The following is a 25,536-nucleotide window of genomic DNA, read 5'->3' on the forward strand; positions in this document are numbered from 1 at the left end:
GATGCTTCTTTACGAGGCCATCGATCCAAACCTGATACGGGGGCGTTCGAGCGACATTCTTTGGGATTTGTGAGGTGTTAGAGAATGAGTGTTTATGCGGGTTTGAGGCTTAAGCGAACACGGATGGATAACCGTGCGGCATTCGGAATGGCCGGATGGGCACTGGATGTCCAGACTTTTTATCATGGAAACGACCGCTCATTGATTCTGCCAGACAGACCGGCCCAAGTTGGGGCCGCAAACGTCTCGAATCTCATACGAACTTTCGCAACATGGAGCGGCGAGGAAGGGCAAGTCTTGGACATGTTCGCGCTCTCTGACGGGCGCGTTGCGCTAATCACTGGGTTGGCATTCTCGCTGCGCAAAGTCTACATCATGGACACATCGGGCAATGTGGAGGAGGTCGGTGGAGACGTGGTGGGCGAGGGCGAATTCTTGGACGAGTGTTTTCTCGGGCTAAACGATTGCGGAGTTGGAGACGATTCCAGCCGGTGGAAATTTGTGGGTTCTGCGGATCTGGGGTCGGATGACGCCCTCTACTTTTTCAACAGCGGATGCATTCGAAGGCTCGATATCGATGCAGGGGTGTATGAGAAATTCGCAGGCTGTGTTGAAGATTATGAAAGCTATTTGGACGGCCTCACTATTGCTGCGTGCGACCATGGAATCTATCTGGGGGGTGGAGAGGAGATTTCTCGGGTTAATCTGGACGGCTCAACAACTGTGGTGGCTGGCCGGCCCGAACGCGGAAACGAAGACTACGACCCAGCTAGTGTCCCTGGTGCCGTGGCGACCGAGGTCTACATCAAAGATATCGGACAGATGGCCTGCGGTAGCGAAGGCAATCTCTTCTGGCTCGATGGTGTGGGCTCAATAATTGAGTTGACTCCGCAAGGAAGACTAGAAGTGGAATGGGCCAACGACGGCAATACCATTGGACTACTCCAACTCACGGCCTCCATCGAAGGGGGCCCGCTGGCCGTGGGCAGAGAGCAGGACACAGTTCGGCTCTGGAAGGCGGATGATGGCGCGCTAAACCTCATTGCTGGCAGCAAACTTCTTGATCTGGTTACACTCTCAGAAGAGGAACAAGAGCGTCGCCAACATGGCGATAATGTTCCTGCTGCCGATGCGTTTTTCAACACCCTCTATGCTTCAACACAATTCCAAGACGGCCGGATTCTGATTCAAGATACGTCCAAGAATGCGATACAAGAAGGAGATAGATATCGTGAAATCCTAAGCTCTATGCCGGGCTTGAGCACCTCGGGAATCAGGGTTATTGACCCCGATGGGAGCGTGCTGACGACCTATGACGGATCGGGGCGTCCAGAAAAAATGATTAACGTTAGAACCGGCGAGGAAGTGCTCACATTCGAGTATGACGGTTCGGGTTTTCTTAGCTCTCTGGCCAATTCTCTGGGAGAGAAAGTCACCATCTACCGTGATGATAAGGGCTGGCCAATTGCCATTGAGGGATACTTTGGCCTTAGGACTGAGATCGAGGTGAATCAAGACGGGTTCTTGACCGGTGTGACGTATGCAGATGGTTCAACACGACATTTTGAAACGAACGAAAATGGCTTAGTCACGGCTTACGAAGACGGCCGCGGACAGCGGACCGAATATCAGTTTGCTGCGGATGGGGGACTTGCTCGGGTGGATCACCCGGACGGTTCATGGAAAACACTTGAGGCCGATAGAACTTCAGTGACTATGGAAACCTCAGACGGACGAACCATGGTCTATGCTCGGGGAGATACGGGGCTTGCGGTGCGCCACACGGTGGATGGGGCAGGTCGGACATGGCAGCGAACTCGAACCATAGACGGCCTCACCACGACGCTTCGACCCGATGGTGTCGTGACCCGAACTTCCCGCTCAGACGACCCGCGATTTGGCAGGCAAGCGCGTTACACCTCAAGCAGGGAGGTCGAGCAGCCAAATGGACTTATCAATGAGATGCTCGTGGAGAGGCAGGCCGACTACAATCCGGAAGATCTTCTCGACGTGCAGCAGGCTCGCGATATCCTCACGGTGAACGACAAGACCTGGAAGAACGTCTACGAGACGTCATCGCGAACCCTAACAAAGACGAGTCCCGAAGGGCGCACTCAGACCGTAGTTTTTGATGAGTTCGGACGTGCAATTCGGACTCAGTTCGGCAATTTTGAGCCGACAACTTACGAGTATGACGGCAGTCTCAAGACCTCCGTTAAGTGGGGAGATTTCGAGACCAGCGCTACTTATAATCGACTTGGTTTCCTGACTCGACTGCAACGCCAAGACGGCGAAGGGGTGGACCTACGTCGGGATGGCATTGGACGTGTGTCGAGCTCTTCAACCGGAAACTCGAGACTTGATTTTGAGTTTGATGGGCAGGGAAATATAAGCTCGGTTGGGACGCCGAGTGCGTGGATACACAGTGAGTTTGACCCCATGAACAGAGTTTCGGTTCTAGGTTGGGCGGATGGAACCGAATTCACGTTCGATTGGGGGATGGAGTCCAGGGTCGTGGCTAGCGCGGCACCAGGACTCACACCTATCACCACAACCTATGATGAAGCCGGCCGCATTAAACAAGCAGCGAGTGGTATTAGCCGGATTGGATTTGTTTACGACCAAGAAACCGGACAAATCCTAAGCGCTACCACGAACGATGTGGCGCAAACGTTTGGCTATGTGGGTTCATTACGGACGAGTTTCACAACTGACATTGGGGTGTTGAGTGCGAGCATTGAGCGTACTTTTGATGCGGACTTCCGAGTTCGCAGCCGCAGCCTTGGAGGACACGTTGTGAACTACGAATTTGACGATGACGGTCTCCTTGTATCAGCCGGTGAATTACAACTGACGTGGGCCTCGGACGCGGCATTGCTAGAATCTACGGAGGTGGCGGGCATCACGAAGACCCTCACTCTTCAATCCAACGGGCTGCCGGAAGCGATTACCTGGCAAAGAGGGGGAACCGTGCTCTTTAAAGAAACCTTAGAATTCGACAGCGCCCTCAGAATCCGGGCCCGCAACGTGCTCGCGGGGCCCGGTGCGGGCAATTATGAGTTCGATTATGGCAATGCCGGACGCCTCGTCTCATGGTCTGAGGGAGCCGCCGTACAAGGAAGTTACACGTACGATGAACGTGGAAATCGTCTGAGCGCGGATGAAGTTCTGCAAACCTATGACGAAGCTGGTCGCATTGAGAGTGTGGGGGCAGTGAACTACAGCATGGACGCGGCGGGTCGGCTTCAGGCACGTAATGGTGGCGGTATCAATCAGATCTTTGAGTTTGATGCGTTTAACCGAATGACTCGAGTATCTGATTCCGGCGTGGATTACCACTACGCCTACGATTCGTTGGGACGATTGGTCTCCAAAACAACGAATAATATGGTCGACTTCGTATTCCTTTACGATGACTCGAACCGGCCACGGGCCCAACTCAACGCAAGTGGGGATGTAGAGACCATTTTTGTCTACGGAGAGCGCGAGTCGACCCCTGCGTATATGGTGCGAAACGACCAGACATACGTCTTTGTGACAGACTATCTGGGGAGTGTGCGGCAGGTGGTGGATGCCTCGGGGAACGTGGTTCAGGAGTTAAGCTACGACCCATGGGGGCGTGTGCAGAGCGATACAAATCCAGGCTTCCAACCTTTTGGGTTTGCCTCGGGCATTGCGGATCCAAATACCAGTCTTGTGACGTTTGGCGTGCGCCACTACGATCCGCTCTCCGGCCGTTGGATCTCTCCAGATCCGTTGGGGCCTGGGGGTAGCGTCAACCCATGGGTTTATGCTGAAAATGCACCAATCTCATTTGTTGACCCAGATGGGGAATCTCCTTTTGTTGTTATCGGATTGCTTGGGGTTACTGCAGCAATAGCCGCTCCCATTTTTATTGTTAGCGTCGGGTTGACAGCATACTCATCGGCTCCGGACGCAATCAATATTGGGAGGGAAGCTGGCGGGCGTAATGGCCCTGTGGATGCATTGAGGCACTGTACCATGAATTGCCGTATGACAAGGGCGCATGGAAACTCGGTTGCAAGGCTAGCATCATGGTATCATGAGTCACCATTGGATGTGGGCCGTGGAAACATTGGGACGCCTGACAACATTATGGACGAGGTGAATAATCAGTGTGGCCGTGATATCGCGGAGAGAATACCACCAGATCAGGCATGCCTGAATGCCTGTGAAGAGGCCCTATTGAATGGCGAACTTGACGTGCTCCCACCGGATAAGTGGAGTCACAACGGAGAAGAGAACTACGAGGAAATGAATGAAGCATGGAGCCAATGGAAAAAGGATGGCGTGCGCTCGAAGTACTATGGGCCCTGGTGGTGAGTTTTTATGAATTACGGTCTCGAACTTATTTGGGGAGGGGTGAAGACCGGGGTGAAGGCCCTCTTCCTTGGCCTTATGGTCGGCGCCGTCGTGATCGTGCTGGTGCTTTTGTCTCCGCTAGCCTGGCGCCTTGCCACGAACACAGATTTTGCTGCTGAGAGTTGGCATAGCAATGAAGGTTTGAAGTTTGATCGACGCCCACGCGAGCGCATGGCGTCAGATGTGGTGGATTGGCTCATGGAGGAGCGTCCGACGCGAGAGGAGGTATTAGAGCGACTGGGTGAACCGGAGAGGCGTTTTGAGAACGAGGAGTGGTACGGTGATTTTTCCTATTATCTAGGGGGCATCGACACCCATATGCTTACCCTTGAAATCTGGTTTAAAGATGGAAGGGTGTCACGGGCAAGAGTCCAATAGTCCCAGGAAAAACGGTATGTTGAGTGTTAAAGTTTTTCGCGATTCGTGACATTTTTCACCATATTTACTTGAACGAGCACGAGGACGTGAACTGCGTCGAGTTCCCTAACCTGCGCGTGGTGACCGGTGTCATCAACATCATTGGCGCCGGTACCGCCGTGGAGACCGTGAACTTTCCCGTGCTTCAAAAAGCGGGCGGAGTTTCTATCGATGAGGTCGATGTGGCCTCGGAGGTCTCGGTGCTGCGCGACGTTCATATGGAGAATCTACTGATCACGGAGATGCCCATGGCCGGCGGCCCCCGGATTGGCGACATTCGCATCAGCACCACCACCAGCCTGGAGACCTTCTCGGCGCCGCTGCTCGAAACCACCGGTGACGTCTACGTCGGGGCCAACGACGCGTTGCAGCCCTGGACCTGGCGAGCCTGAACGAGGCGTCTCGCCTCGCGTTCTTCCAAAACCCCGAACTTTGCCTCAGCGCAATCAATGCGCTCGTAACCCAGGTCCAGGAGGAGACGCCCTCGGTGAGCGTCGACGTCGACGCCAATAGCGGCAACGAGGGTTGCTGAGGTCATGACTGAATCCTCGCCGCCGTGTCGTGACATCGGCGGCGAGGATGGTGGTGGCAGGCGCGCGCGGCGACGCGTGTACCGACGATACGTGGATTCAGCCCGGGGGTCTTGCTAAGCATGGGGCTTGTTTCACAGCGCTCGGAACCTGCGGACGGAGGCACGTCCTGATCCGCGGTGAGTATACCCCTGGTGGCAAGACGACCGATGAGATTCACATGCTCAAACATCGCGAAGCGCCGGAGGTTGCTCGTCTTGGTTCAGGCTCTCGTCTTGCTCGGGATGGCGTCGTGCTACGACGGCCTACCGGACGACTACACCGCGACGGGGGAGGTGGAGTTCTATCCGAATGGCTCTGTGGTTACGTAGGAACTCTCCCAATATAATGTACGCTACCAGGGCGTCTTCTTCACTTACGAAGAACCCTACGATCACTATGAGTTTCACGTCTCCTGCTTCGACACGGGCTCGGTGGGATGGCGGCCGCCGGCAACACAAAGCGAGCTCGACGCGATGATTCGCGAGGGCGAAACAATCGCCCTGGATGAAGCCTATGGCACGATCATCGAGTGCAAGGACGGCATCAGCCCCTGCGCCACCGCGTACCGGGAGTGCGCCTACGACAGCGCCGTCGACACCGAGGGCTACAGCCGCCTGACCCGCTATTTTGTTGAGCGGGAGAAGATCATCGACCTCGACGCCGCATGGACCTTTCACGCCTCGCACGAGTTCCATATTCCGGGGTGCATGAAAGGGTATGTGGAGTTTAAGGTGAATGTTAAGTAGTGGCGGGTTGACCGTCGTATAAGAAGAACGAAGGTACAGATATGCATGCAGGACTTATGTCTGCCGGAATCTTCTATTATCGTGCCCGTGCCTTCTGTAACCTGATCGAAAATACAAGTCATTACGGACATAAGGAGCTGCAACACCTCGTGTCCGCGTTAGCCCTTTTGTACTCCGAAGCGAACCGGCTTATTCTCTGCGACGTCGACGAAGTGGACGACGAACAACAACCACCGTCAGTAAAACAGACAGAGCGGGAAGTGATCGTCAACCGCATCACGGCGGCGTTACATCAAGACTACTATCGAGTTGTCGATCCCCTCAATATTTATGAAAGCCCGGCACCTACCATGAGCCAGATTTCTGATGATTTGACGGACATCTGGCAAGAGTTAACGATTGGATTAAGGTTGTGGGAGCGGGGCAATGCCAAAGATCGGAGGCTGGCCCAATGGCACTGGGTATTCTCATTTTCGTCTTACTGGGGTCTACATGCCGTAAACGCGATAACCTACATGCATTACACGTTGGCGAGACTGCATTAATGAGTCAAAAAAACGATGGTAAAATCGCAATGGATATAAATAGACAGTAGGCCTATCCGCCCGGCGCTGAAGGGCTAGTGTGGGTAGTAAGTATCAGAATGTATCAGTTTTATATCAACAAATGACAAACACTATCTGTATTCCGGCGAGGATTGTTTTGGGTACAGGGAAATGAATTTGAGCGGTGGGATACGTGATCGTTTCAAACAAAGAGGAAGTCTCACTACGCTGACGATATGACGTTATGATGACTTTCGAGATTGAGGCTTTATATGGATTCTAGGCGCATCATTTCAGTCGGGCCGGTGGTATCTCTTCAAGAGGCGCAAGCGCTCTTGAATCAGGGTGCAAAAGAGCTTTTTGTGCTTACCCATCCCCATTCAAGGTACGGTGCTGAAGACACAATATCGTCGGACGAACTTGAAGCAATCCGCCGATCATGTAGCGCCCCAATAGGCGTTATAATAGCGCCCGGAGAATGTCTTAAATGTTCTGTTGGCCTGGCGTTAGAATTCGACGCTTCTTTCGTTTATGTGGACTGCCGATTGTTCTCTGAGGTGGAAGTTAAGTGGATTCAAGACATGGTGAGCTGCCCGGTGCGGCTGTACGGATTCTGGATTCATCACGATGAGGACCCCGAGTGGCTCAAGCAGGATCTAAGTGATTATGATGCACTGAAGCCATTCAGCCCGATTGTCACGCTCATTCAAGGTCTTTATGAGCCTTTCGAGTACTTGTTTTGCTCTGCTGGAGAGTTTGACGATGATGTTCTGTTGAGCGACATAGTCGAACTGTGTGATCGAGAAAAAGAAAGATTGTCGATTAACAGTGTATGGACCGCATCTAAGTTTCTGCCCGAGTTCCTGGCGCTTATTCCCAGCAACATTCCATTGGTAGTATTTATGTCTGTCAATTTTGCCACTCAGTCAGAGCCTGTCTGTGTCGAAAGAGGACGAGCTTTAAGTGTGGTGAAGGCGCTCGCTTCAATCTAGGCAATGTTGACCCATAGAGTAAGCGGGATGGAGATCGCACGACTGAAAGTGAGGACGCAAAAGCAGCGTCGAGGCAGCAATCGAAGGCATTCGTGCGATGATGAGCGACTTCGATGATTATGAGAATTTGGGAAGATGATACGACCTCACCGACTTTACTTTGCCAATCCTCGGTTTCCAGCGTTTTGCGCTGCGTGGCTCGTGGCAATCATGTTCGTGTTCGCACCAGGCGCGGCGTGGTCGTTTAAGCCCCAACCGCAACCAGGCTTCAAGACCGAGCGCCGGTTAAATTTGGGGCTCTTGGCGAACTCTTCCCCGTCCTTCTCCACCTATGCTCGGCAGGACGCGGCAAGCACCGAATTCAGCGACGCAAATCAATGTGTCGCGGGTGACGATTCGAACGCACCAGGGTGCGGATTTAGTACCGGTGCAGTTGAGGGGCTTCTCGGGTGCGCGGGGGCAGGCACGATCGCGTTTTACGGCATTCCTGGCGCAATCATCGCGATCCCGGAGTGGGGGCGCTTTATCAATGCCGGAGTGTTTTCGCTCTGGTCGCTCGCTCCAATTGGGAGTTTCGCTACTGCCATGATCGCGCCCGGGAGTCTCAGTCGCTTTAAGGTGCTCGCTGTGCACACTCCCGTTCTCTTGGGGAGCGCCGGGATGATCTATTACAACCTCGGCGTCGCTCAGAAGCATCCGGTCTGGGCACGGTCTTTGGTTCAGCTGGGTGGCGCACTTGGGATTGGAGTTGCATATATGTATGCGTGGTCCTCGGTCGTAGATCGTTGGGGAGGCACTCACGTAGAGGACTCGGGATTGAAGATTCACGCCAGTCCGGTGAGGGTGGATGTGATGTACCGTTGGTGAATGGTTGTTTTGATAGGTGATGCGGGTTTTGTCGCGTTCATGTTTTCAAATGAAAGTCGTTTTAGCACTGCGATCGATGGAGGCCCGCTGGCTCGAATCGTATTTAAAGTTCGTCTGGCTAAAAATTCTGATCCACTTTCGACATCACCATCATCGAACTCGTGGGTATGAATCACCCAACCATGCCCTCGCTGCGTTTCGAGCGTCTGCGTACTCGCACGGGTCAAGCGACATTTCACGAATGCGCGCAGCGACGACCGGGGCGCGTTTCACGAGTGTCATGGCGAGTTCACGGACTTCGTCGTTGCTGTCCCATAAGGATTCTCGTCCGAGGTCTACGCCGGCCTCGCTGCCGCTTGCTTTAAGGGCTTTAAATACTCGGGGGCGGGCCTGGCAGTAGGGGAGTTGGTAGAAGGCGCGCTCTAAAAGATCTGTGGAGCGTGGGTCGGCAATGGAGGCCAGCGCATCGATCATGCTGCAGGCTCTGTAGACCCCAAAATAATCCGCTTCGCCTTCGAGGGCTGCCGACAACGTGTCCTCTACCATCGCGCGCTCGGCAGGTGTCGCGTGGCACTCCAGGATGCGGTGTGCCGCCATGCGACGTGCGCCCGGGGAGTTCAACCACTCTCTGGCGAGTGGGAGGGTGACAAAGGCGGGAAGTCCTTCGAGGTAGCGAAAGTAGAAAGGGCGGAATGCCGTACTTTTGGACGTTGGGCCTCCGGGGTCGCGCTCCAAGGCGCGACACACCTTGTCAAGAAGCGTGGTGTTGTGTTGTCGGCCGAGTACACGAAACGCGGCTCCCGTGACGAAGCGATTAGAACTACGCGTCGCGGCGATGAGGAGCTCCACACTCCCGGGATCCCTGCGGCTATCAAGCAGAGGAATGGTGTTGAGGTAGGTTTGCCAGCTGATCTGCCGAAGGAGCGCTTCCGTGCTCATCGAAGCGTCTGGCATGGTGTTGGCGTGTTCTTGCATTCGTTCATCGTGCCTGCGACGCACCGACGCTGCGATGCGATGATGACGAGCGCTTAGATCTGCCCACCGCTCTAAACGTTCCTCATCGTATGGGTCGATCAGATCTTCGAGCTCGTGGTCGTCCAGATTCTGGCTAACGTACAGGAGGTCGGCATCGGTCAGAATGAACAGCTCATACTCGGATTCAATCTCGGCCACGGCACTGAAGATGTTTTGCCAGTGTGGGCTGTGGAGCAGCATCGAGATCTGTTCCCGTGCCTCAGCGCTACCGCGAGCAACGAGTTCGGCGAGCACCCATGCAGCAAGGGAGGGTACATCTGTTTCGTACGAAGGATTCGCACGGTAGATTGCTGCGACCGATGATGGGCAAACGTTGAGCTCGATGGCCAATCGAGCGTAGTAGCGTTGGCGGTCTTCGAGCTGCGGATCCCATCGTGGGTCGTGTTCGATGCATTGAAGTAAGAGGTCGGATGAACCGGGAGTGTTCAGCGCGTTCAGATACCCTCGACCGAGCCCACGCTGCATCTGGCCCAGGAGGGTGTCGTGATGAGCGATGGGGGCGTCTGTGAAGCTCATATAGTCAGGCACGGGCATCTCAGGCGAAGGTTCTTTTTAAACAAAAAAGGTTAACTTTGGTCAGTAGAAACGTCGAGTTGTGCAGTTAGTTGGAAGTAAGCGTTCAGCCCCCCCTACTTTCCTAGCCGTTTAAGCCAACACAAGCACCGGCGCCGCCCTTCCACCACGCAACGCTTCCATAGAAGCGGTGATGTAGTCGAGCAAGCTTCGTCCCTGGCGTCGGCAGGTTTCGGCAGCGGTCCAGAGTCGCTCCATCAGCCGCAAACCTGCTTCGCTCTTTGAGCCCCACGAGAGCTTGCGCTGAATCACCGGGCCGCGCAGGGCACGTTCGGCGCGGTTGTTTGTGGGCTCTACATCCTCGTGATCGAGGAAGGCCCAGAGCATCACGTGTTTTGCATCTTTGAGCAGCCAGATGACAAACCCGGGGGCTTTTTCATCGAGCGTTTTTGCCTCTTTGAGAAGCGTCAGCCACCTGCGCACGACCTCGTCTTTCATCCAGGACACAAACTCACCACGAGATGTTTTGCCGGATTTCACCTCGATCCAGGCCTTTTGAAACGCCTCGCTTGATGCATGCAATTTGATGCCAATGTCGCCCATTGGCCCTTCTCGTACGGCCATGGCGGTAAATTCTCGCTTTATATGAGCATGGCAAATTTGACGTTGTTCGCGGGGCAAAATGCCATATGCGTTGTAGCGATCCGTAACGAGAATTCGCTCTTTAGACTCCCCGATGGGCTCCCGGGCAAACTCTTTTCGACGACCTTCGCGAACGATGTAAACCGCCTGATTTTCGGTCTCCGTGACCCAGATCCAATAAGGGAGATTGCCCAGCCGCCAGCCCGTTTCATCAAGCCCCACAACGTTCTTTGGGTGTTGTAGAGCAACGTGAACCTGCTCAAACCCCGGCTCAAGCGCCGCCGAGACTTCTTCGAGATGTTTTTGGACCGTGCCAAGCGAACTCGGCGCGCCGATCACTTCGCTGATGAACCAATCGACCTGCCGGCGGCTGTCCCGACAGACCACCGAGAGCGCGCCGCTTAAACTTGAAAGTCTTGATCCCCAGCCACTTCCAGTAATCTCGGCGGGCAATCTTCCGCGCGTGATCTCGCCGCAGGCCGGACACTGGCAGGAAACGAGCTGGTGTTCGGTGCACTCGACCAACTTTGGCACAAGCTCAAAGACCTGATGTCGTGCCGGATGACCGGTGGCATGCTGCGCCGACAACTCCTGGCCGCAACCGCGGCAGCTGGGCGGAATGTGCTTTTTAATATGGTCGACCTAGTCTTCAGGCAACAACTCTCGGCAATGACCTTGATGCCCCGGCTGTCCTCCCGGCACCCGCCCCGAGGGCTTTTTACGCCGTCGCCTTTTTCTCGCGCGCTCATTGTCCGTGGAGGGAGGTTTTGAAGAATTCTGGGAGTTTAAGCCGAGCATCCGCTCCAACTCTGCGATGCGTTGCAGTGCTTCGCGCAGCATTTGTTTCAGCTGCGCATTCTCCGCCTCCAGCTCCGCGATGCGATCATCCCGCCAGTCTCGTGGTGTCTCGCCCATAGTTTGATAGGATCGACACCATCGCCGGCTCACCAAACAAGGCAGGGGCGTTTGGGCGCGGAAGTGGGTCAGGTGGCTGAACGCTTACTTGTGAACTTTAAGAACTACTTTACATAGCCCAACGTGTTAATGGTCGCTCTCTTTTACAATATCATCAGGTACGTTCGATGCACTCACCCCCCACGTGGCGTCTTGGCCCTCCTTTCATCTACATCTCCTCAAACGAGCGGGATCTCATCGTCTCGGCGGAGTATGGCAACGAGGGTTTCGAAGTCCGCAAGATGCGCGGGCCTCGGTGCAGAACCATCATCGAGCTCATGCACGAGTTCGGCGCCGCCCTGCAGTTCTTCGATGGCTTTGGGAACAACGGCAACGCCCTTCGGGAATGCCTCATCTACCTGGACGAATGGATGCCCGCGAAGGGCTACGTTTTGGTCTTCACCGATGCAGAACAGGTTCTAGCGGACGAGATTGTAGATCGCGACTGGTTGTTGGACGTGCTCGTGGGGGCGGGACAATGGTGGAGTGAGGCTGTGACGGGCCAGCGTCGCTTTGACAGGCCACCGGTGTTATTTAAAGCTGTGTTTGAATGCTCGCCGGGAGACCGTTCGTGGGTGGAAGTATGCGAGGAAGCGGGCTGCGGCTTCGATTATCTATAGTTCAATATTTTGAAGTGATCGGAAACTTCTGAGGTTCGATAATGACTGTGGAGCTTCGGGTTCATCGCGAGAATATTTTAAATACACTCGAACTCATTGCCGATGGCGCGGGCCAACGCGAGTATCAACGTCAAGTGCCCTTTGTGAGTGTGCCAGCCGAGTTGTTCAACCAGTGGGATGACTTTTACTATCCTGACGATGACCTTTTCCGTGAGGCGTTTTCTGACCTTGAGCTGATTGTGCTTTCGACGTTTGATAGAGTTTTCAACGATGTAGCTGATGCGATCGCGCAAGAGCTTCTTCCAATCGACGAGTTTATGAAGACGGAAGCGTGGAAGACGCTTTCTTTTGCGGCGAGGGAGGCGTTGAGTCGCATTGAAAAGGTTGGGGATGTCCAGGCGTAGGTGGAAGAGCGAAATGGCTGAGATAAAACTGATTTTTTAAATATGTAGGCTGAACACGTGGACATCGGTAAGTGAATATTTGAAAGTGTTTGACGTTAAATGAAAAGAGGGTTAAATGAAAGCAGCCTTGATTCATTATCATAGCCCTGATGCGGATGATCTTGACTCCTGGGAGCCAGAACAAAGCGATTGCTTTGGGTTTCTTCTCGAAGTGAAGATTGGGATAAGCTTTGAAAAAGGAGCAGATGTTTTCCAGTTCATGGTGTGTACGCCTCGATGGTTGGAGGAAAACTATAAGAAGGAGAAGGTGGTTTCCTTAAGGGGGTATATAATCGTGTTTCGCTACGACTTACATGAGATTATTAGCTGGATAGATAACTTGATCGATAAGGCGACCGGAGATGACTGGGAGTCGATTGCGAAGTGGATCGGGCGGTATGGACTCTGGGAGTTTGAAGACTTTAATAAGCATTCAGTTCTACCTTAAGGAGGTGTATTTTGAGGATGGTAGGAAGAAACTTTTCAACGGGAGTTGAGATTCCCGATAATATCGCTTTCATCAGCTGGAAGGTTGGAAATAGTGATGCAACTCTTGTGATTGCAGATTTTTATTCTCGGGCTAACGGAGCTATTGAGGTTGTTTTTAAGCCACGTCCGTTGGCATATCGGTCGATGGATGAAGGTTCATGGCTGTCGATGTATTGGCCTCCAGATGAAAATGATTTTCCGTTGAAACCAGTGATACTTATTGAGAAAGGTTCCGACTTTTTGACGTGGCTTCCGGGCTATTGTGAAGAGGAGTTTGCTGATCGCGACCTGCTTCATTTGATGTTTATCACGATGGATGACGTGTTGGAGGTATTGTGTGATGAAATGCCGACTTTTCGAAAAGTGCCTTTAAAGTGATGAGCTGTTAGGATTCCTTTTGGTAGCTTGTTTTTTAGAGTTTTGGTTTAGTGTGAGGTAAGAGTCATGTATTCGTTCACCTGGGGAGAGTGCCTGATGAACACGACTCAAGCGGAATAGTAAATTTCTGATAGGGGCTTTAATAAAAGGGTTGGGTTTTCTTTCTGGCGCAATAGTGGCGTTGAGGGTTTTATGGAAAGATATGTTGATTTTCCAGGGCTAGGTGCTCTTCCATCAGTGTTTTTCTTTAAATCTTGGAGCACCGGTTATAAAAATGATGTTCTTCGAATAGAAGATAGGGGGTCGCTTCTGTTCAGGGATGTAAGTGTTTCATTTCGCCGATATCCTTTGGCTGTCCGGCATCTTTCTCATTTGTCGCAAACAACAAGTGAAGTTCACTCTTACCGGCATTTGCCCGAATCCGGAATTTCGCTGGTGGAGAATTCGAAGTATGTTGAATGGTTTCAGGAACAGAGTAGGGGTGTGTATGCGCCCGATTATATTTATCATGTGGTAGTGTTGCTCTCGGACGGGCTCTTTGAGTTTTTGTGTTTAGAGCTTCCAGAGGTGGCTTGGTTTTAGGGGTGTTTTTTTTGTGTGTTGTGTGTACATGTAATGTTTTTGCAGTCAGGGGGGCAGAGCAGGAGCGAGTTCAAGAGGAGCCTTGCTGGCCCACATGGAAAACGATCGTCGCCGGCGGCCTCCTGGGCGGCCAGGGGCAGGGCGCCCAGGAGCAGAAAAGCCAGGGTGAGCAGGGGCGAGAGCAGGGTGATGCAGGGGCGATGGCGAGGTATTCGCGTATGCTGGGAGAAGGTCGTGTCCATTCGCATAACGCAGCCTGCATCGGGAGGCGCGCCGGATGTCGCTGGAACGCGCGTGGGTGGCGGGGGCTCCCCAGAGGTAGCGGGGGGCGGGGAAGTGGCAAGCCTGATGGAGTTGGGTGCGATGCGCATCTCGCGGTCGGTGTTCTCGGTCAGTTGCCTGATCGGCATCGCCTTTTGGTGGCCTACGCAAATGGAAAAAGCCGGCGCTCTGTGAAGAGGGCCGGCTCTTTGGTTTATGGCGTGGGGCCGCGCTAGAGGCGCGGTGCGCTAGAGTGAGTCTTTACTGGGATTCGATGAGGGTTCCGGCACGCCAGTAATATGAGCCAGCTACAGAGCGTTCACGGCCGCCGCTGACGGTGGCGTGTTGGCCGGAGGCGGTGTTTTGATATCCGCCACTGACCGAGGAGTACCAGCCATTGGCGTTGTTTTGATGCCCGCCGCTGACGGTGGCGTGATAGCCGGAGGCGTCGTTGTTATACCCGCCGCTGATCGAGGAGTATTCGCCTGAGGCTCTGCTGGCGCGCCCGCCGCTGATCGCCGCATAGCTACCTGAAACCGTGTTTCGAAAACCGGCGACCAGCCCCCCATAGCTCTCGTAATTGTGTTCGGATCCCACCACGAGATTATGAGACCCGCTCTTGTTGCGACCCAACGCACGGGATTCGTCATAGCCGACGATCAAGTTACCGAGGCCGTTGACCTGGGCTCCGCTACCGGTGTCGCCGTCGGTGCTGCCCAGGCCATTTCGCACATGCACGTTAACGCCGGTGAACGTCACTGCGGGTTGCCCATTCACCATGGTGCGATTCATGTCCTGGGTCACGCGCTCCAGAGCAGCGATTTCGGTCCGATGGGTGTTGAGCATTATGGCGTTCGACGAAACATCGGCGGCGTTGGTGGCGATGTCGCCTTCGTTGACGGCGATCGCCGTAGCATTCGACGAGATATTGGCGGTGTTGGTCAAAATCTCGCTGGTGTTTGCGGAAATCGCAGTGGTGTTCGTTGAAATTGCCGCCGTGTTGGTCGCGATACTCGCCTCATTCTGACCGATTCGCGATTCCAGGCTGGCGACGTCGATCGGGGTGCCGCCGGTGCCCTGGAGGTTGGACTCCAGGGATTCGACGCGGGAGCGAAGCGAGGCTAACTCGCTAAGAGCGGCCTGCACGTCGGCGGCGCTCAAACCCTGGAGGGAGTCGGCCTCATTGGCCCTATTCGAGCGCAGGGCATAAGGCACCGACTCGACGGGATTGCGGGGGCTCAGCGTTTCTCCATCGATAGACACTTCGAGCCAGTAGGCGCTGCCGTCAAAGACGTCGACGAGCGACTCCGTTTGGCCGAGCTGGGCGGAAAAACTGCCGTTGACGACGTCGATGGTGGAGAAGGTTTCGCTCCAGACCTCGGAGCCGCCGTTTGCGGCGTCATAGAGTCGAAAGCTCGCTTCCACGGTGGTGTCCACGGGCGCACCGCTGCCATCGGTGAGGTTGCCCTTATACGTCATCGTCTCCGGCACTTCAGCGGCGGCGGAGAGCGAGAATCCCAGACAGAAAAGCATGACAAGAGAAGCGACGCTCGTTTTCAAATTCATGGATAAATCCTTAAGAAATCGTGGGACATGCCCGATCATTTTGGTCGTCGAAAAGATTACTGCCCTGTCGTGGAGGAGGCCGGTGTGAGCTCGAGGCGGTAGTTCGCGCTCTCGCTTTTTAGCCTTGGCGCCGCCGGATTGAGCTGCCCGGAGAGGGTGTAGCTGGAGCTCATCGAAACACCTCCGCTGGGGACGAGCTCGCCCTGCAGGCTCAAGCCTTCTGGGGAGGTGGTGTCGGACTCCCCCGTGTCGGGAGTGTTGTCGGTCGCGTCTCCGGTGGGATCACCGGAGCAGGCCGCAGTGATGAGCAATGCACAGATCGTGAGTGCTGCCGAGCAGAGCCGTCGTCGTTTGGGTGCCATAGGGTCTCCTGGTTGAGTCGGTGCGGCTTTTCCCCCGTGTCCGTTCGTTGAATGTGTGGGGGGAGAGTAGAGAGGTTGCGAGGGGGTGTCAAAGCGGTGGGGTGAGCGGGTGAACCCTCGCGTCGCCGGCCCGAAAGGAGCCGGCCTCGGAGCGCAGTTTTTCCGGTAAAAGGCGGAGAGAGCCGGGCAGGGAGGGAAAAATTTATCGGCATGAACGGAAGGATCCGCCCCGTGAGGGAAAAATCTCTCGGTATAGGCGGAAGCTTCCGTTCTTTTTTAGTCGTCGACCGACGGAGAAGCGGAGCCTTCCGGCCGGTGAGTGAACATCTTGCCGAGGGTGGCGGAACTTTCCGTTCATTTTTGATTAGAGAGCATGAAAAGGCCGGAAGCTTCCGTTGTTTTTTAATCGTCGACCACCGGAAAGGCGGAAGCTTCCGCATGGTGAGTGAAAATTTTGTCGGGGAGGGCGGAGCGTTCCGTTGTTTCGCGCGAACGCGGATCGCTTTTGGGCGGCGCGACCGGCGTTTGAGAGACATTTTGGTCGTTGAGGGCCGAGACATCCGGTATGCGAGCGAAACGACTCAGTCCGACCCGTCGCCCGGCAGACTCAAACGAACTCCCACGCCCACGCCCCACCGCAGCGACCCGCCAGACTCAACCATCCCCGGCCCTTCCTGAAACGTGGCGTCCAGAAAGAGACTCAACAAACGGTCGTTGATGGCCAGGACAGTATGCTCGGCCTGAAGCCTCATGTCGCAGAGGCGCTGCCAGCGCATGTCGCGATCGATAAGCAGCGCTGTGGCTGCGCATTGCAGGCGCGCGTCGAGGGCGGTGCGGCCGGAGAGGTTTTCCCACCGATAGATAACGCGGCCACCGCTGGCGGGGACGATGGTGTGGGCGAACGGGGCTTCTGGGTCGAGGCCGTCGATGCGATCGATGCCGTAGGCTAGGAGGGGGCCGATGGCGAGTCGGTGTCGGTAGGTGGGGTCGCGCAGCACATCGAGCAAGAAGGCGAACTCGGCGACGTCGACGGAGGTCAGCCGGCGAGTGCGGGCATCGACGTTGAGGTCGATGAGGTCGTACTCGAAGGCGATATCAAAGGGTGCGGGCAGCCGGGCGTTGTTGGCGCTGGGGATGACGATGTGGTTGTTGCGGGCGTGGCGCATGTAGGAGGCGGAGATGAGCGTCATGCCCAGCTGGAGTTCGTCGTGAGTTTTGATGGCTCGGGCGGCGAGCCAGCGATGGCGAAAGCGCCACCAGATCTCCTCGTCCGGGAAAGCCGCCTCAAAGCTATGGCGGATGGCGAAGCGGAAACCGGTAGCGAGCTCAACGTGCCGAAGTTCCTCGCTGCGGCGGGTGGTGCCATAGACGTCGAAGGTGGTGCGATCGTGGAGGGGGAAGACCACGCGCAGGCGACGGCCGTGCTCGTCGATGACGTAGCGCGCGTCGTCGGGGGCTGGCGAGTCCTGGGCCCAGGTGGGGACGGCGAAGAGGGTGAGGGTCGTCAGGACGGCCAGGGCCAGAGCGGCTCGGAGCTGTGCTGGAAGATATCTCATTGCCGGGCTTCCAGTTCGGCCTGGCGGGGAGGCACGAAGAGGTTGAGGCGAAGCCCGAGAAGTCCGCGTACTTCAACGCCTTGAAGCTCGGCGATGGGGATCTGGCTGTAGCGAAGCTCCGGCGCCAGAAAGAGCGTGATGGGCTGGTCGTTGATGGCCAGGGGCGACCATTCGACAGCGGCCTGCATCGAGCCCATCTGCCAGTGCTCACCGGTCTGGGCGTTCCAGGCCCATTGCATCCGGCCCTGCATGGCGAGCTGGGTGAGGCCATCGTCGGTGAGAGTCCAGGCGGCGCGCAGGCCGACTTCGGGCGCCCCGTACACGTCGATGCGGCCGGCTCCCTCGCGGTGGATCACGCCGACACCAACGCCCGTGGTCAGAACCACGTAATCCTCAATGCGTTCCCCCTGATAGAACTCCCAGCCGATATGTCCCTCGGCCAGGTCGAGGACCATCAGGTCGCCGAGGTCGGTGCTTCGGTAATGAAGTCGCCCCACCGATCCCCCACCCCCAACGGCGATCGGCACATCAAACCTGCGTGGTTCGCCGATAAAGGTCGTGATCCACAGGGGCGCCTCGTCGATGGAGCGGCTGAAGTCATAGCCGTAGAGCAAGGCGTCGATCTCAAAGGGCGCAAGCAGGAGGCGTCCCTGAACGAAGCGGTGGCGATGCCGACGAGACGTGTGAGGGTTAAAGACCTCGTGCTGGCCCCCGGCCTCGATCATCAGCGCGTGGCGGTTGCCGCGCAGCGTCTGGTCCTCGTAGATCCGCAACATGTCGTAGACGCCCAGGTGGTATCGGCGGCGCAGATCGAAGCTGGTCTGAAAGAGGCGGCCCCGCTCGTCTCGGGCGTAGCCAGGCGGAGGGTCGAGCGACTCAGAGGGCTCTGTTTCCGACGCGTCGTCTACTGTTGGAAGAGGGAAGACGGTGGCGTCAGCATGGGCCGCCGCGGGGTCCTGGGCGGTGGCGGTGGCGCTGTAGGCCCATCCACTCATGGCAAGCAGGTAGCTCAGTATCTGGGGGCGGTAGGTATGTATTCGGGCACGCATATCATCTCCGTTGTCTCGAAAATCACGCCGATATCAGGTGGCGGATTCTGGAGTTCGCAACGGTCGTGCCAGGCGTGCTGTGTTTTCTAAATGCGTAATACTATCAGGGGTTTAGATGGTCGAGGGCCCTCGATGTGATGGGAGGGCGTGGAAGGCGTGTGTACATATTTTGTTGAGAAGGCGCACAAAAAATGTATGGGTTGAGTTCGGCTCGAGAAGAATAGCCAGGGGAAAACTGGAGGAGAGGGGGGACCACTAAACATCTGTCGCTCGAGGTGCGGAATCTCCCCCGAATACGCCGAATACGATCTCGAGGGGCGTATCAGCGCCCGCGCCCCCGATGACACGGAGAATTGCTCGGAGCGCAACCTGGCCGAGACGCCCTGCCATATCGGCAGTCTGCCGCACTTCGGGTTCACCGGCGCCTTCCGCTCCACCACCACCGGCCTCTACCGCTTCGGCGCCCGCTGGTACTCGCCGCGTTTCGGCCAGTTTATGAGCCCGGACCCGCTGTGGTATGTGGATTCGTTTGATGTGTACGGGTATGCGGCGTTTGATCCGGTGAATCGGTGGGATCCGAGTGGGATGGCGTCGAAGGGGATGGGGATGTTGGAAAGCCTAGTAAAAAGGATTTCTATTATAAAAATGACGGAGAAAAAATAGATGAATTCACCCCGCCGAATCCTATTCGACCGGTTGGGAATCCTGGCAAGAAACTGCTGGAAATTGTTGACGACGTTAGGGATTGGAATGGCGAGAACACAGATAATCAAGCTATGGAGGCCGCCGATGAATTACTAAATGCGGAAAGTGAGGCCGAAAGGTTACGGTGGGCAGCGGAACTCGCTTTTTGGTCGTCTGTTGCTGTGAGTACCCCGCAGAGTGCCCAAGAGGCTAGGGTCGAGGCCGCTATGATTCCCGTGGGTATGGGTCCTGGTGCATTACTCCCTAGATTTGGATCTGCTTTGTGGCGAAACAGTAGGAGGCTCCATGCGGATGAAGCGGGTACTGTTCCTCGGTTAACGCCAAGAGCGACTGCGAGAGAGATGATAAACGAGTCGGTCGAGAATCTTCAACGGATGAGAGAGGGGGGAGCTAGCGTTTCTCAAATGGCAGATGCGTTTGAAGATATGGCTTAGCAGATTGCTGACAATGTTAGTGGATGGTCTTCAACGCGCGGAAGAGGCAGCGACGGCTCCATAATTTTTTCTGGGCGGGCCGGTGAGGCCCTTGTGATTTCGCCGGAAGGTAGATTGTTTCGCGGAAGTATGACAAATCATGATCAGATCATGCCAGGTGTTCCGCCTACGCCGAATTATGATGGTTTGAGGAGTTTGGACTGAACTCATATAGGAGATAAAAATGTTATTGCGTTGGGAAGAGTCGGCCAGTCGTATGCAGGAAATTGAGGATCCAGATGTTGTTTTTTTGATTAAAGTTGTTTTGACTATACTTTCGACCCACGAGTCGGGCTTTTACAACCGACCTGAACCGATTGATGTAGTTGCGTTGATCGATGCGTTGGAAGTGCTTTTTTCCAAAAAAGGTGTATTTGAGGCGTATGTGGATGGTAGGTTGGATGAATTGCGATGGTGGAGTGATGACGACTGAAGTTGCCCCGCTTTCCTGGACAGTACTCTCCTAGTTTATGCCGCCTGACCTAGCGCGGCGCGGGCCATCTTCTCTTCGTAGCGATTGGGAGACTCAAATCCAATGGCGGAATGTAGCTTTCTGGCGTTGTACCAGCGAATGTAGTCGAGCACCGCGAGGCTCGCCTCATCTTGCGTGGTAAAGGTCGTTTGATAGACAAACTCTTTTTTGAGCGATGCGAAAAAGCTCTCGGCGACCGCGTTGTCCCAGCAGTCGCCTTTGTTGCTCATGCTGATTTGGCCGCCCCAATTCTCGACCATCTTGCGGTAATCGTCGGCAGCATATTGGGAGCCCTGGTCGGTGTGGTGAAGCCATCCGGACTCGGGACGACGCCGGTGCACCGCCATCTGAAGACAGGCCTGAATGAACTCCTGACGCATATGCGTGGCCATCGCCCAGCCGACCACGCGCCGCGAGGCAAGGTCGATGAGCACGGCCAGATAGAGCCAGCCGCGGATCGTCCACACATACGTGATATCGCCCACCCAGGCACGGTTTGGCTCGCTTATATTGAAGCTGCGATTGAGCGTGTTTGGTGCAAACTTGTAGTCGTGATTGGAGCCGGTGGTGCACCTGTATTTACGACGCGAAACCGACCTCAAGCCTTGTTTATGCATCAACCGTGCGACGCGTTTTCGCCCGATGCTCACATCGTGATGGCGCAGTTCCCGGTGGATGCGCGGAGAGCCATAGCGCTTACAACTTTTCAGAAAAATGCGGCGAATGAGCGGCTTGAGGCGAGCAATTTGTTGCGCTCGGGCGCTGGGTTTGCGGCTTCGCCACGCATAAAAAGTAGAGCGCGGCACCCGCATTACCCGACATAACATGCTCACGCTGTGGTTCGCCCTCTCTGCCTGGATGAAGTGGCACCTCACTTCGGCTCCTTCGCAAAGAAGGCTGCGGCCTTTTTTAGAATGTGGCGTTTTTTTTTTGAGGATACGATATTTTTGACGCAGGCGCTGCAACTCCTCCTGCTCGGACTCGCTCACATCGCCGCCGCGTTCCTCACGGTGCTTTTTCAACCAGTTGTGGAGCGAATTGACGTTTTGTAGTGCCCCCCATAAATCCATCCACCAACTCGCCAAAATGAGCACCATACTCAGCCGGCGATTTGTACCCGAGCGCCTGGTGGGGCCGCTCGGTGATGTAGAACTCGACCCAGGTCTCAACCGCCTCCCGAGCCTGCGCAAAGGTCTTAAAGTCGGTTATCCAGATGCACCTTCCTTCAGAGAGCGAAAGACGCGCTCCATCAGCCCGTTCCGCTGCGGCGTCCAGGGTGAGTTACGCTTCCGGGTCAGGCCGTACTGGTTGGAATGCCCGGTGAGCCCCTTCGACGGAACGCCGCGCGGTTGTCGGCGTGCAGTACCTGCCGCGACTCATTATGAGCGCAGAGGTTTCGTTGTCCCCGCGAAGACGCATCTTCAGCGCTTCCGCCTCATACGAATCACTCCCAACATCATCAACAAAAGCGCGGCAAGCGAACCACCGGGGTGCCCGGCCGGCACGCTGGCGCATCCGCCTGCGTGGCCGTCGTTCGATGGGCTGGCGCCTGCATCGTTGTCTCCCGCATCGTTGCCCTCGCCAGTGTCGGGGCTGCTGACATCCGGAGCGCCGACGTCCGGCGAGCCTGCATCCGGTGTGCCCACATCCGGGCTGCCTGCGTCTGGCGAACCCGTGTCCGGAGTGCCTGTCTCAGTGGAGCAGCGGGTGGTGACGTGTTCACTGCCTGCCAGCGGGCTGCTCTCGCAGCTCGCATCGCCCGGGCAATCCGCGTCGTGGGTGCACTCCAGATCCGCGGCATTTCCGAAGTCGCCGTGGACGCTGTTGGCGCGAATCCGAAAGTCCGCCACGCAGAAGGTTGTTTCTTCGGCAAACCCGCCGTTGGCCCAGCCCAGCAGGTAGCCCTGATCGATGAAGTTGCCGCGTTCCGCAAAGGAGATTTGTTCGTGGAGGGGGACGTCGGCGTAGGAGACGACCTCTTCATCGAGGTTGCCGGTGATGCGCTGACCATCCTTGAAGATCTCAAAAACTCCGAAGTCGCCCTCTTCGCGGGCCAGATCCAGGAAGATGTGGATGTCGATCCAGTCGCCCAGGCCGTCTTCGAGTAAGAGGGGCATGGTGCTCTCGTTCATGGCGTGGCCGTAGTTGGCGCCGTCTACGCCGATGTAAACCGAGGGGGAGGCGCCGCCCTCGGCCGGCCAGCTCTCGCTGGAGACGGAGATGTTGGCGTTGACCTTGCCGTAGTCTCCTGACCACAAAACGAAGTTTTTGTGGTTCCCGGAGGTGTGCACGTAGTTCGCGGGCACAAAGAGCTTGTAGGAGATCTCCAGCTGCACGGCGTCGATGGGCAGCGTGAAGCGCCGCTCGGCCCAGCCGTGGCCCGGCTCGGGATCGTCGGGGTGGTAGTCGAAGACCAGAGTGTTGCCGAAGGCGTCCGAGCCCGGGCAGGCGGCGCCGTAGGTGGTTCCGGCCCCGCTCGACGCCCAGAACCCCTCCTCAAAGGGGCTTTCGAAGTCGTCGTAAAACTCCCAGTCGGGGTTGACCAGGGTGGTTTCAGCCCGGGCAGCAGCCGGGAGGAGGAGCAGCGCGGCGGCCGCGAACACCTTCGTCTTCATAACGTTCTCTCCTACGCTCACGAACTCGCCGAAACGGGAGCAGGTCAGGGGGGGCAGGCGTCGGTGATGACGCCGGGGATAGTCTTCGATGGGAGAGGAGCGTAGTGCGCGCGTGGAAAGGAAGACAAGGGGCAAGTTGCTGTCTCCCCCTCGTCGAAGCGTGTGGGCCGGATGCCCTCCGTGGTGGTCCGGCGCGCCCACGTAGAGCGAGGAGTGCGGGGATAGGGTTAGCGCCTGATAACGCTCGAAGTGCACAGGCACGTCGGTGATGATTTCCGCCTGCCATCCCGCCGCGTCGATGGAACACTCCGGCCCGTCGATGGGCGCTCTTCCCAGGCGTTCTGAGACCTTCTCGGAGTGTGCCGGGATGCCCACAGAGGTTCGGAGGCCCTCGCAAGTCAGGTTTCGACGCGGAATCCCCTCCGGAGTCTCCCGGGGTGGGGCGACGTGGGGACGATGCCGACCGACGACTCCGGGAGACCTGTTGAATCTCCCCCGATGCCATCGGAAGCCTCCAGAGGTCACTTGCCGCGGATTCGCCGGGTCAGGACCCTCCCGAGCGTTCTTCGCGCCCCCCGGGAGCGATCGGGGCACTTCAGCTCGTTTCCGCGCCCGCTGGCCACAGCGTCGGGAGGCTTCCGAACGCGTTTTTCAAAATGTGAAACCCGATCGGAAGCGCATAAATACGGGCAGATCGCCTCGTTGGCCGATGTTAGGCCCTGCTCTTCTGCCCCCTGACAATCGAGCCACCCTTACGACAATGGTGCCTGGCCAGGCCAAACCTGTCAGAATCGGGTTGGGTGTTGGCCAGGACGTCAGTTTAAGAGGGTGAGATGAGCGAAGAGTTATCGGAAGATATCAAGCGTTGGACCTCGGAGCGTCGTACCGCGTTGGTGCTGCAGATTATCCGCGGGGAGACCACGGTGAACGAGGCTGCGCGCCAGTACGACCTCAAACCCGGCGAGATCGAGCAGTGGTACGAGACCTTCCTGGATGCGGGTGAGAATGGGTTGAAGAGCCGCCCGAAGGAAGAGATTGAGCGCAAAGATGCTCAAATCGCGAAGCTCCAGCAGAAGATCGGCGAGCTGGTGATGGACATCGACATCATCAAGGAGGTTCATCATATGGCCAGGCTCGACCCTTCTGGCTCCGGGTGGCGCTCTGAGGATTGATGGAACGTCACCCGGCGATGAGTGAGCGGAGATTATGCGCGCTTTTGGCGCTGAACCGCTCCACGGTCTGGCGTCAGAGGAAGGGTGTGAGCCGCCTGACGAGCGTCGGACTATGGACGCCACGAGTTTGTACTGCGAGCAGGACGGCTGGATTGGCGTGATGGCGGTGATTGACTGCTGCACCAGCGAGATTGTTGGCATCGACGTCGTTCGTCGTGGCCGCGCTGTGGAGGCGCAGCGAGCCCTGGAGAGCGCCTGTTTAAAGCGTTTTGGCCTTATTTACCCTAACGGCGAGTCGCGGCCCGTGCTGCGTAGCGATTAAGGCAAGGTGTTTACATCGAAGTCCTTCACCGGGAGTTGCAAGCCAGTACGGGCTGATTCAGGAGTTCATCAGGCCCTATACGCCGCAGCAGAACGGGCTGATTGAGTGTTTCTTCCGCTCGCTGAAAGAGGAGTGCATCTGGATGACCAATTTCAAGACCTTTGCGCAGGCGCGGGAGGTGATTGAAACCTGGGTCGAGTTCTACAACACCGAGAGGCCCCACCAGGCGCTCGGGTATACATCACCGGCTGAGTATGGTGCTCAGTTTGGCGAGTTGGTTGCTTGATGTATGGGGGGCACTACATAAAGTTCAAAAGATCGACGTTTACAAATGTTCTGAATGTGTACGTTGGTCGCCAGGTGCCACGGTAAATGTAAACACATGAAGCTCAAAGACGCCATGCTTTTATGGTCAGAGGTATGCGTTCTCCACTTCCGTGATGTTATAAATGTCAACGTACTGCTCGCCGTCATGGATGTAGGTCACGTGAACTTTTTCATCGTCCGTCACGTGAACCGAAACAACGTCGAAGAGCTCGGCAGCGTTCTGGAAATCTTCGGAGGTCGTGTTTATAAATGGGTCATCGGTGGGAATGAGGGGAGTATTGTAGATGCTGGTGATCGTGGGAGGCGGGTTTTCAGGACCACAATCATCAAACATATCGGTGCAGGCCGAGGTTGCGAGGCTGGCGACCAATACAACGACGCCAGTAAAGAGGGAGAGAAGAGCATGTTGTTTAAACGCGTGGTTTTGCCGGGTCATTGGTTTTCTCCTGTTTGCGTAAGCGCCGGTTGACGCAACGAA

Annotated in this window: 27 protein-coding genes; 16 read left to right on the top strand and 11 right to left on the bottom strand. The window is 56.2% G+C overall.

Annotated features, from left to right (window positions below; translation table 11 throughout):
* Nucleotides 1–84: 84 nt before the first annotated feature.
* The 6 genes from EA187_RS17345 to EA187_RS17370 all read left to right on the top strand — a co-directional run bounded on the left by EA187_RS17345 (nucleotide 85) and on the right by EA187_RS17370 (nucleotide 7,655).
* Entirely contained in the window at nucleotides 85–4,344 is a 4,260-nt protein-coding gene (locus EA187_RS17345) for an RHS repeat domain-containing protein (RefSeq protein ID WP_127781064.1), read from the top strand.
* Nucleotides 4,345–4,350: 6 nt separating this feature from the next.
* The gene (locus tag EA187_RS17350; RefSeq protein ID WP_127781065.1) at nucleotides 4,351–4,761 is read left to right on the top strand and encodes a hypothetical protein; all 411 of its coding nucleotides are present in this window, start codon (nucleotides 4,351–4,353) and stop codon (nucleotides 4,759–4,761) included.
* A gap of 68 nt (nucleotides 4,762–4,829) precedes the next feature.
* Entirely contained in the window at nucleotides 4,830–5,192 is a 363-nt protein-coding gene (locus EA187_RS17355) for a hypothetical protein (protein ID WP_127781066.1), read from the top strand.
* A 653-nt stretch (nucleotides 5,193–5,845) separates the two neighbouring features.
* On the top strand, nucleotides 5,846–6,118 hold the full coding sequence (locus EA187_RS17360; RefSeq protein ID WP_127781067.1) for a hypothetical protein: 273 nt from the start codon (nucleotides 5,846–5,848) through the stop codon (nucleotides 6,116–6,118).
* Between the two features lie 56 nt (nucleotides 6,119–6,174).
* On the top strand, nucleotides 6,175–6,663 hold the full coding sequence (locus tag EA187_RS17365; protein WP_164856366.1) for a DUF5063 domain-containing protein: 489 nt from the start codon (nucleotides 6,175–6,177) through the stop codon (nucleotides 6,661–6,663).
* 272 nt (nucleotides 6,664–6,935) lie between these two features.
* The gene (locus EA187_RS17370; RefSeq protein ID WP_127781069.1) at nucleotides 6,936–7,655 is read left to right on the top strand and encodes a hypothetical protein; all 720 of its coding nucleotides are present in this window, start codon (nucleotides 6,936–6,938) and stop codon (nucleotides 7,653–7,655) included.
* 1,017 nt (nucleotides 7,656–8,672) lie between these two features.
* Here the strand turns inward: EA187_RS17370 and EA187_RS17375 are convergent.
* The 3 genes from EA187_RS17375 to EA187_RS21175 all read right to left on the bottom strand — a co-directional run bounded on the left by EA187_RS17375 (nucleotide 8,673) and on the right by EA187_RS21175 (nucleotide 11,627).
* The gene (locus EA187_RS17375) at nucleotides 8,673–10,085 is read right to left on the bottom strand and encodes a hypothetical protein (RefSeq protein ID WP_127781070.1); all 1,413 of its coding nucleotides are present in this window, start codon (nucleotides 10,083–10,085) and stop codon (nucleotides 8,673–8,675) included.
* Between the two features lie 117 nt (nucleotides 10,086–10,202).
* Nucleotides 10,203–11,345: an IS66 family transposase gene (tnpC, locus tag EA187_RS17380; RefSeq protein ID WP_127781071.1), complete on the bottom strand. Its 1,143-nt coding sequence runs from the start codon at nucleotides 11,343–11,345 to the stop codon at nucleotides 10,203–10,205.
* Nucleotides 11,346–11,354: 9 nt separating this feature from the next.
* On the bottom strand, nucleotides 11,355–11,627 hold the full coding sequence (locus EA187_RS21175) for a DUF6444 domain-containing protein (RefSeq protein WP_430687901.1): 273 nt from the start codon (nucleotides 11,625–11,627) through the stop codon (nucleotides 11,355–11,357).
* Nucleotides 11,628–11,794: 167 nt separating this feature from the next.
* Between EA187_RS21175 and EA187_RS17385 the strand changes: the two genes are divergently transcribed.
* From EA187_RS17385 to EA187_RS17400, 4 genes are all read left to right on the top strand, one after another.
* Nucleotides 11,795–12,286: a barstar family protein gene (locus EA187_RS17385; protein WP_127781072.1), complete on the top strand. Its 492-nt coding sequence runs from the start codon at nucleotides 11,795–11,797 to the stop codon at nucleotides 12,284–12,286.
* Between the two features lie 41 nt (nucleotides 12,287–12,327).
* Nucleotides 12,328–12,690, top strand: coding sequence for a hypothetical protein (locus EA187_RS17390; protein ID WP_127781073.1), 363 nt, complete (start codon nucleotides 12,328–12,330; stop codon nucleotides 12,688–12,690).
* A 115-nt stretch (nucleotides 12,691–12,805) separates the two neighbouring features.
* A complete protein-coding gene (locus tag EA187_RS17395; RefSeq protein WP_127781074.1) occupies nucleotides 12,806–13,177 on the top strand; it encodes an Imm8 family immunity protein in 372 nt (123 codons plus the stop codon).
* Nucleotides 13,178–13,188: 11 nt separating this feature from the next.
* On the top strand, nucleotides 13,189–13,596 hold the full coding sequence (locus EA187_RS17400; protein ID WP_127781075.1) for a hypothetical protein: 408 nt from the start codon (nucleotides 13,189–13,191) through the stop codon (nucleotides 13,594–13,596).
* A gap of 1,104 nt (nucleotides 13,597–14,700) precedes the next feature.
* On the opposite strand, the gene EA187_RS17405 is transcribed toward EA187_RS17400, so the two are convergent.
* The 4 genes from EA187_RS17405 to EA187_RS17420 all read right to left on the bottom strand — a co-directional run bounded on the left by EA187_RS17405 (nucleotide 14,701) and on the right by EA187_RS17420 (nucleotide 18,972).
* Nucleotides 14,701–16,005, bottom strand: a complete 1,305-nt coding sequence (locus EA187_RS17405; RefSeq protein ID WP_127781076.1) for a hypothetical protein — start codon at nucleotides 16,003–16,005, stop codon at nucleotides 14,701–14,703.
* 56 nt (nucleotides 16,006–16,061) lie between these two features.
* Nucleotides 16,062–16,367, bottom strand: a complete 306-nt coding sequence (locus EA187_RS17410) for a hypothetical protein (RefSeq protein ID WP_115606370.1) — start codon at nucleotides 16,365–16,367, stop codon at nucleotides 16,062–16,064.
* Nucleotides 16,368–16,948: 581 nt separating this feature from the next.
* A complete protein-coding gene (locus EA187_RS17415; protein WP_127781077.1) occupies nucleotides 16,949–17,923 on the bottom strand; it encodes a hypothetical protein in 975 nt (324 codons plus the stop codon).
* A complete protein-coding gene (locus tag EA187_RS17420) occupies nucleotides 17,920–18,972 on the bottom strand; it encodes a hypothetical protein (RefSeq protein ID WP_127781078.1) in 1,053 nt (350 codons plus the stop codon). Before EA187_RS17420 ends, EA187_RS17415 begins: the two co-directional genes overlap by 4 nt.
* A gap of 399 nt (nucleotides 18,973–19,371) precedes the next feature.
* Here EA187_RS17420 and EA187_RS21180 point away from each other — a divergent pair, with 399 nt between their 5' ends.
* From EA187_RS21180 to EA187_RS17435, 3 genes are all read left to right on the top strand, one after another.
* Nucleotides 19,372–19,635, top strand: a complete 264-nt coding sequence (locus EA187_RS21180) for an RHS repeat domain-containing protein (protein ID WP_430687902.1) — start codon at nucleotides 19,372–19,374, stop codon at nucleotides 19,633–19,635.
* On the top strand, nucleotides 19,542–20,111 hold the full coding sequence (locus EA187_RS17430; RefSeq protein WP_127781079.1) for a hypothetical protein: 570 nt from the start codon (nucleotides 19,542–19,544) through the stop codon (nucleotides 20,109–20,111). The genes EA187_RS21180 and EA187_RS17430 overlap by 94 nt, the downstream gene beginning before the upstream one ends.
* 223 nt (nucleotides 20,112–20,334) lie before the next feature.
* On the top strand, nucleotides 20,335–20,583 hold the full coding sequence (locus tag EA187_RS17435; protein WP_127781080.1) for a hypothetical protein: 249 nt from the start codon (nucleotides 20,335–20,337) through the stop codon (nucleotides 20,581–20,583).
* Nucleotides 20,584–20,618: 35 nt separating this feature from the next.
* On the opposite strand, the gene EA187_RS17440 is transcribed toward EA187_RS17435, so the two are convergent.
* From EA187_RS17440 to EA187_RS17450, 3 genes are all read right to left on the bottom strand, one after another.
* Nucleotides 20,619–21,692 carry an IS3 family transposase gene (locus EA187_RS17440; protein ID WP_164856368.1) on the bottom strand — a complete coding sequence of 358 codons (1,074 nt, stop codon included), beginning with the start codon at nucleotides 21,690–21,692 and terminating at the stop codon, nucleotides 20,619–20,621.
* Entirely contained in the window at nucleotides 21,628–21,897 is a 270-nt protein-coding gene (locus EA187_RS21185) for an integrase core domain-containing protein (RefSeq protein WP_127781138.1), read from the bottom strand. Before EA187_RS21185 ends, EA187_RS17440 begins: the two co-directional genes overlap by 65 nt.
* 146 nt (nucleotides 21,898–22,043) lie before the next feature.
* Nucleotides 22,044–23,237, bottom strand: a complete 1,194-nt coding sequence (locus EA187_RS17450; protein ID WP_127781082.1) for an MYXO-CTERM sorting domain-containing protein — start codon at nucleotides 23,235–23,237, stop codon at nucleotides 22,044–22,046.
* 833 nt (nucleotides 23,238–24,070) lie between these two features.
* Between EA187_RS17450 and EA187_RS17455 the strand changes: the two genes are divergently transcribed.
* The 3 genes from EA187_RS17455 to EA187_RS17465 all read left to right on the top strand — a co-directional run bounded on the left by EA187_RS17455 (nucleotide 24,071) and on the right by EA187_RS17465 (nucleotide 25,017).
* Nucleotides 24,071–24,409: a DUF1153 domain-containing protein gene (locus EA187_RS17455; protein WP_127781083.1), complete on the top strand. Its 339-nt coding sequence runs from the start codon at nucleotides 24,071–24,073 to the stop codon at nucleotides 24,407–24,409.
* A 112-nt stretch (nucleotides 24,410–24,521) separates the two neighbouring features.
* Complete coding sequence (locus EA187_RS17460) at nucleotides 24,522–24,731, top strand: hypothetical protein (protein WP_127781084.1); 210 nt, start codon at nucleotides 24,522–24,524, stop codon at nucleotides 24,729–24,731.
* Nucleotides 24,679–25,017, top strand: coding sequence for an integrase core domain-containing protein (locus EA187_RS17465; RefSeq protein ID WP_115607510.1), 339 nt, complete (start codon nucleotides 24,679–24,681; stop codon nucleotides 25,015–25,017). The genes EA187_RS17460 and EA187_RS17465 overlap by 53 nt, the downstream gene beginning before the upstream one ends.
* A gap of 126 nt (nucleotides 25,018–25,143) precedes the next feature.
* Here the strand turns inward: EA187_RS17465 and EA187_RS17470 are convergent, their stop codons facing one another.
* Nucleotides 25,144–25,494, bottom strand: coding sequence for a hypothetical protein (locus tag EA187_RS17470; RefSeq protein ID WP_127781085.1), 351 nt, complete (start codon nucleotides 25,492–25,494; stop codon nucleotides 25,144–25,146).
* Nucleotides 25,495–25,536: the final 42 nt, after the last annotated feature.

Source organism: Lujinxingia sediminis (genome assembly GCF_004005565.1).
GTDB lineage: Bacteria > Myxococcota_A > Bradymonadia > Bradymonadales > Bradymonadaceae > Lujinxingia > Lujinxingia sediminis.

Excerpts from the sequence above, each read along its gene's own strand:
- EA187_RS17370 (WP_127781069.1), top strand. The coding sequence starts at position 6,936 with ATGGATTCTAGGCGCATCATTTCAGTCGGGCCGGTGGTATCTCTTCAA.
- EA187_RS17345 (WP_127781064.1), top strand. The coding sequence starts at position 85 with ATGAGTGTTTATGCGGGTTTGAGGCTTAAGCGAACACGGATGGATAAC.
- EA187_RS17360 (WP_127781067.1), top strand. The coding sequence starts at position 5,846 with ATGATTCGCGAGGGCGAAACAATCGCCCTGGATGAAGCCTATGGCACG.
- EA187_RS17435 (WP_127781080.1), top strand. The coding sequence starts at position 20,335 with ATGTTATTGCGTTGGGAAGAGTCGGCCAGTCGTATGCAGGAAATTGAG.
- EA187_RS17350 (WP_127781065.1), top strand. The coding sequence starts at position 4,351 with ATGAATTACGGTCTCGAACTTATTTGGGGAGGGGTGAAGACCGGGGTG.
- EA187_RS17415 (WP_127781077.1), bottom strand. The coding sequence starts at position 17,923 with ATGAGATATCTTCCAGCACAGCTCCGAGCCGCTCTGGCCCTGGCCGTC.
- EA187_RS17420 (WP_127781078.1), bottom strand. The coding sequence starts at position 18,972 with ATGCGTGCCCGAATACATACCTACCGCCCCCAGATACTGAGCTACCTG.
- EA187_RS17460 (WP_127781084.1), top strand. The coding sequence starts at position 24,522 with ATGGACGCCACGAGTTTGTACTGCGAGCAGGACGGCTGGATTGGCGTG.
- EA187_RS21175 (WP_430687901.1), bottom strand. The coding sequence starts at position 11,627 with ATGGGCGAGACACCACGAGACTGGCGGGATGATCGCATCGCGGAGCTG.
- EA187_RS17470 (WP_127781085.1), bottom strand. The coding sequence starts at position 25,494 with ATGACCCGGCAAAACCACGCGTTTAAACAACATGCTCTTCTCTCCCTC.
- EA187_RS17395 (WP_127781074.1), top strand. The coding sequence starts at position 12,806 with ATGAAAGCAGCCTTGATTCATTATCATAGCCCTGATGCGGATGATCTT.
- EA187_RS17440 (WP_164856368.1), bottom strand. The coding sequence starts at position 21,692 with ATGGATTTATGGGGGGCACTACAAAACGTCAATTCGCTCCACAACTGG.
- EA187_RS17385 (WP_127781072.1), top strand. The coding sequence starts at position 11,795 with ATGCACTCACCCCCCACGTGGCGTCTTGGCCCTCCTTTCATCTACATC.
- EA187_RS17455 (WP_127781083.1), top strand. The coding sequence starts at position 24,071 with ATGAGCGAAGAGTTATCGGAAGATATCAAGCGTTGGACCTCGGAGCGT.
- EA187_RS17405 (WP_127781076.1), bottom strand. The coding sequence starts at position 16,005 with ATGAATTTGAAAACGAGCGTCGCTTCTCTTGTCATGCTTTTCTGTCTG.
- EA187_RS17410 (WP_115606370.1), bottom strand. The coding sequence starts at position 16,367 with ATGGCACCCAAACGACGACGGCTCTGCTCGGCAGCACTCACGATCTGT.
- EA187_RS17365 (WP_164856366.1), top strand. The coding sequence starts at position 6,175 with ATGTCTGCCGGAATCTTCTATTATCGTGCCCGTGCCTTCTGTAACCTG.
- EA187_RS17390 (WP_127781073.1), top strand. The coding sequence starts at position 12,328 with ATGACTGTGGAGCTTCGGGTTCATCGCGAGAATATTTTAAATACACTC.
- EA187_RS17450 (WP_127781082.1), bottom strand. The coding sequence starts at position 23,237 with ATGAAGACGAAGGTGTTCGCGGCCGCCGCGCTGCTCCTCCTCCCGGCT.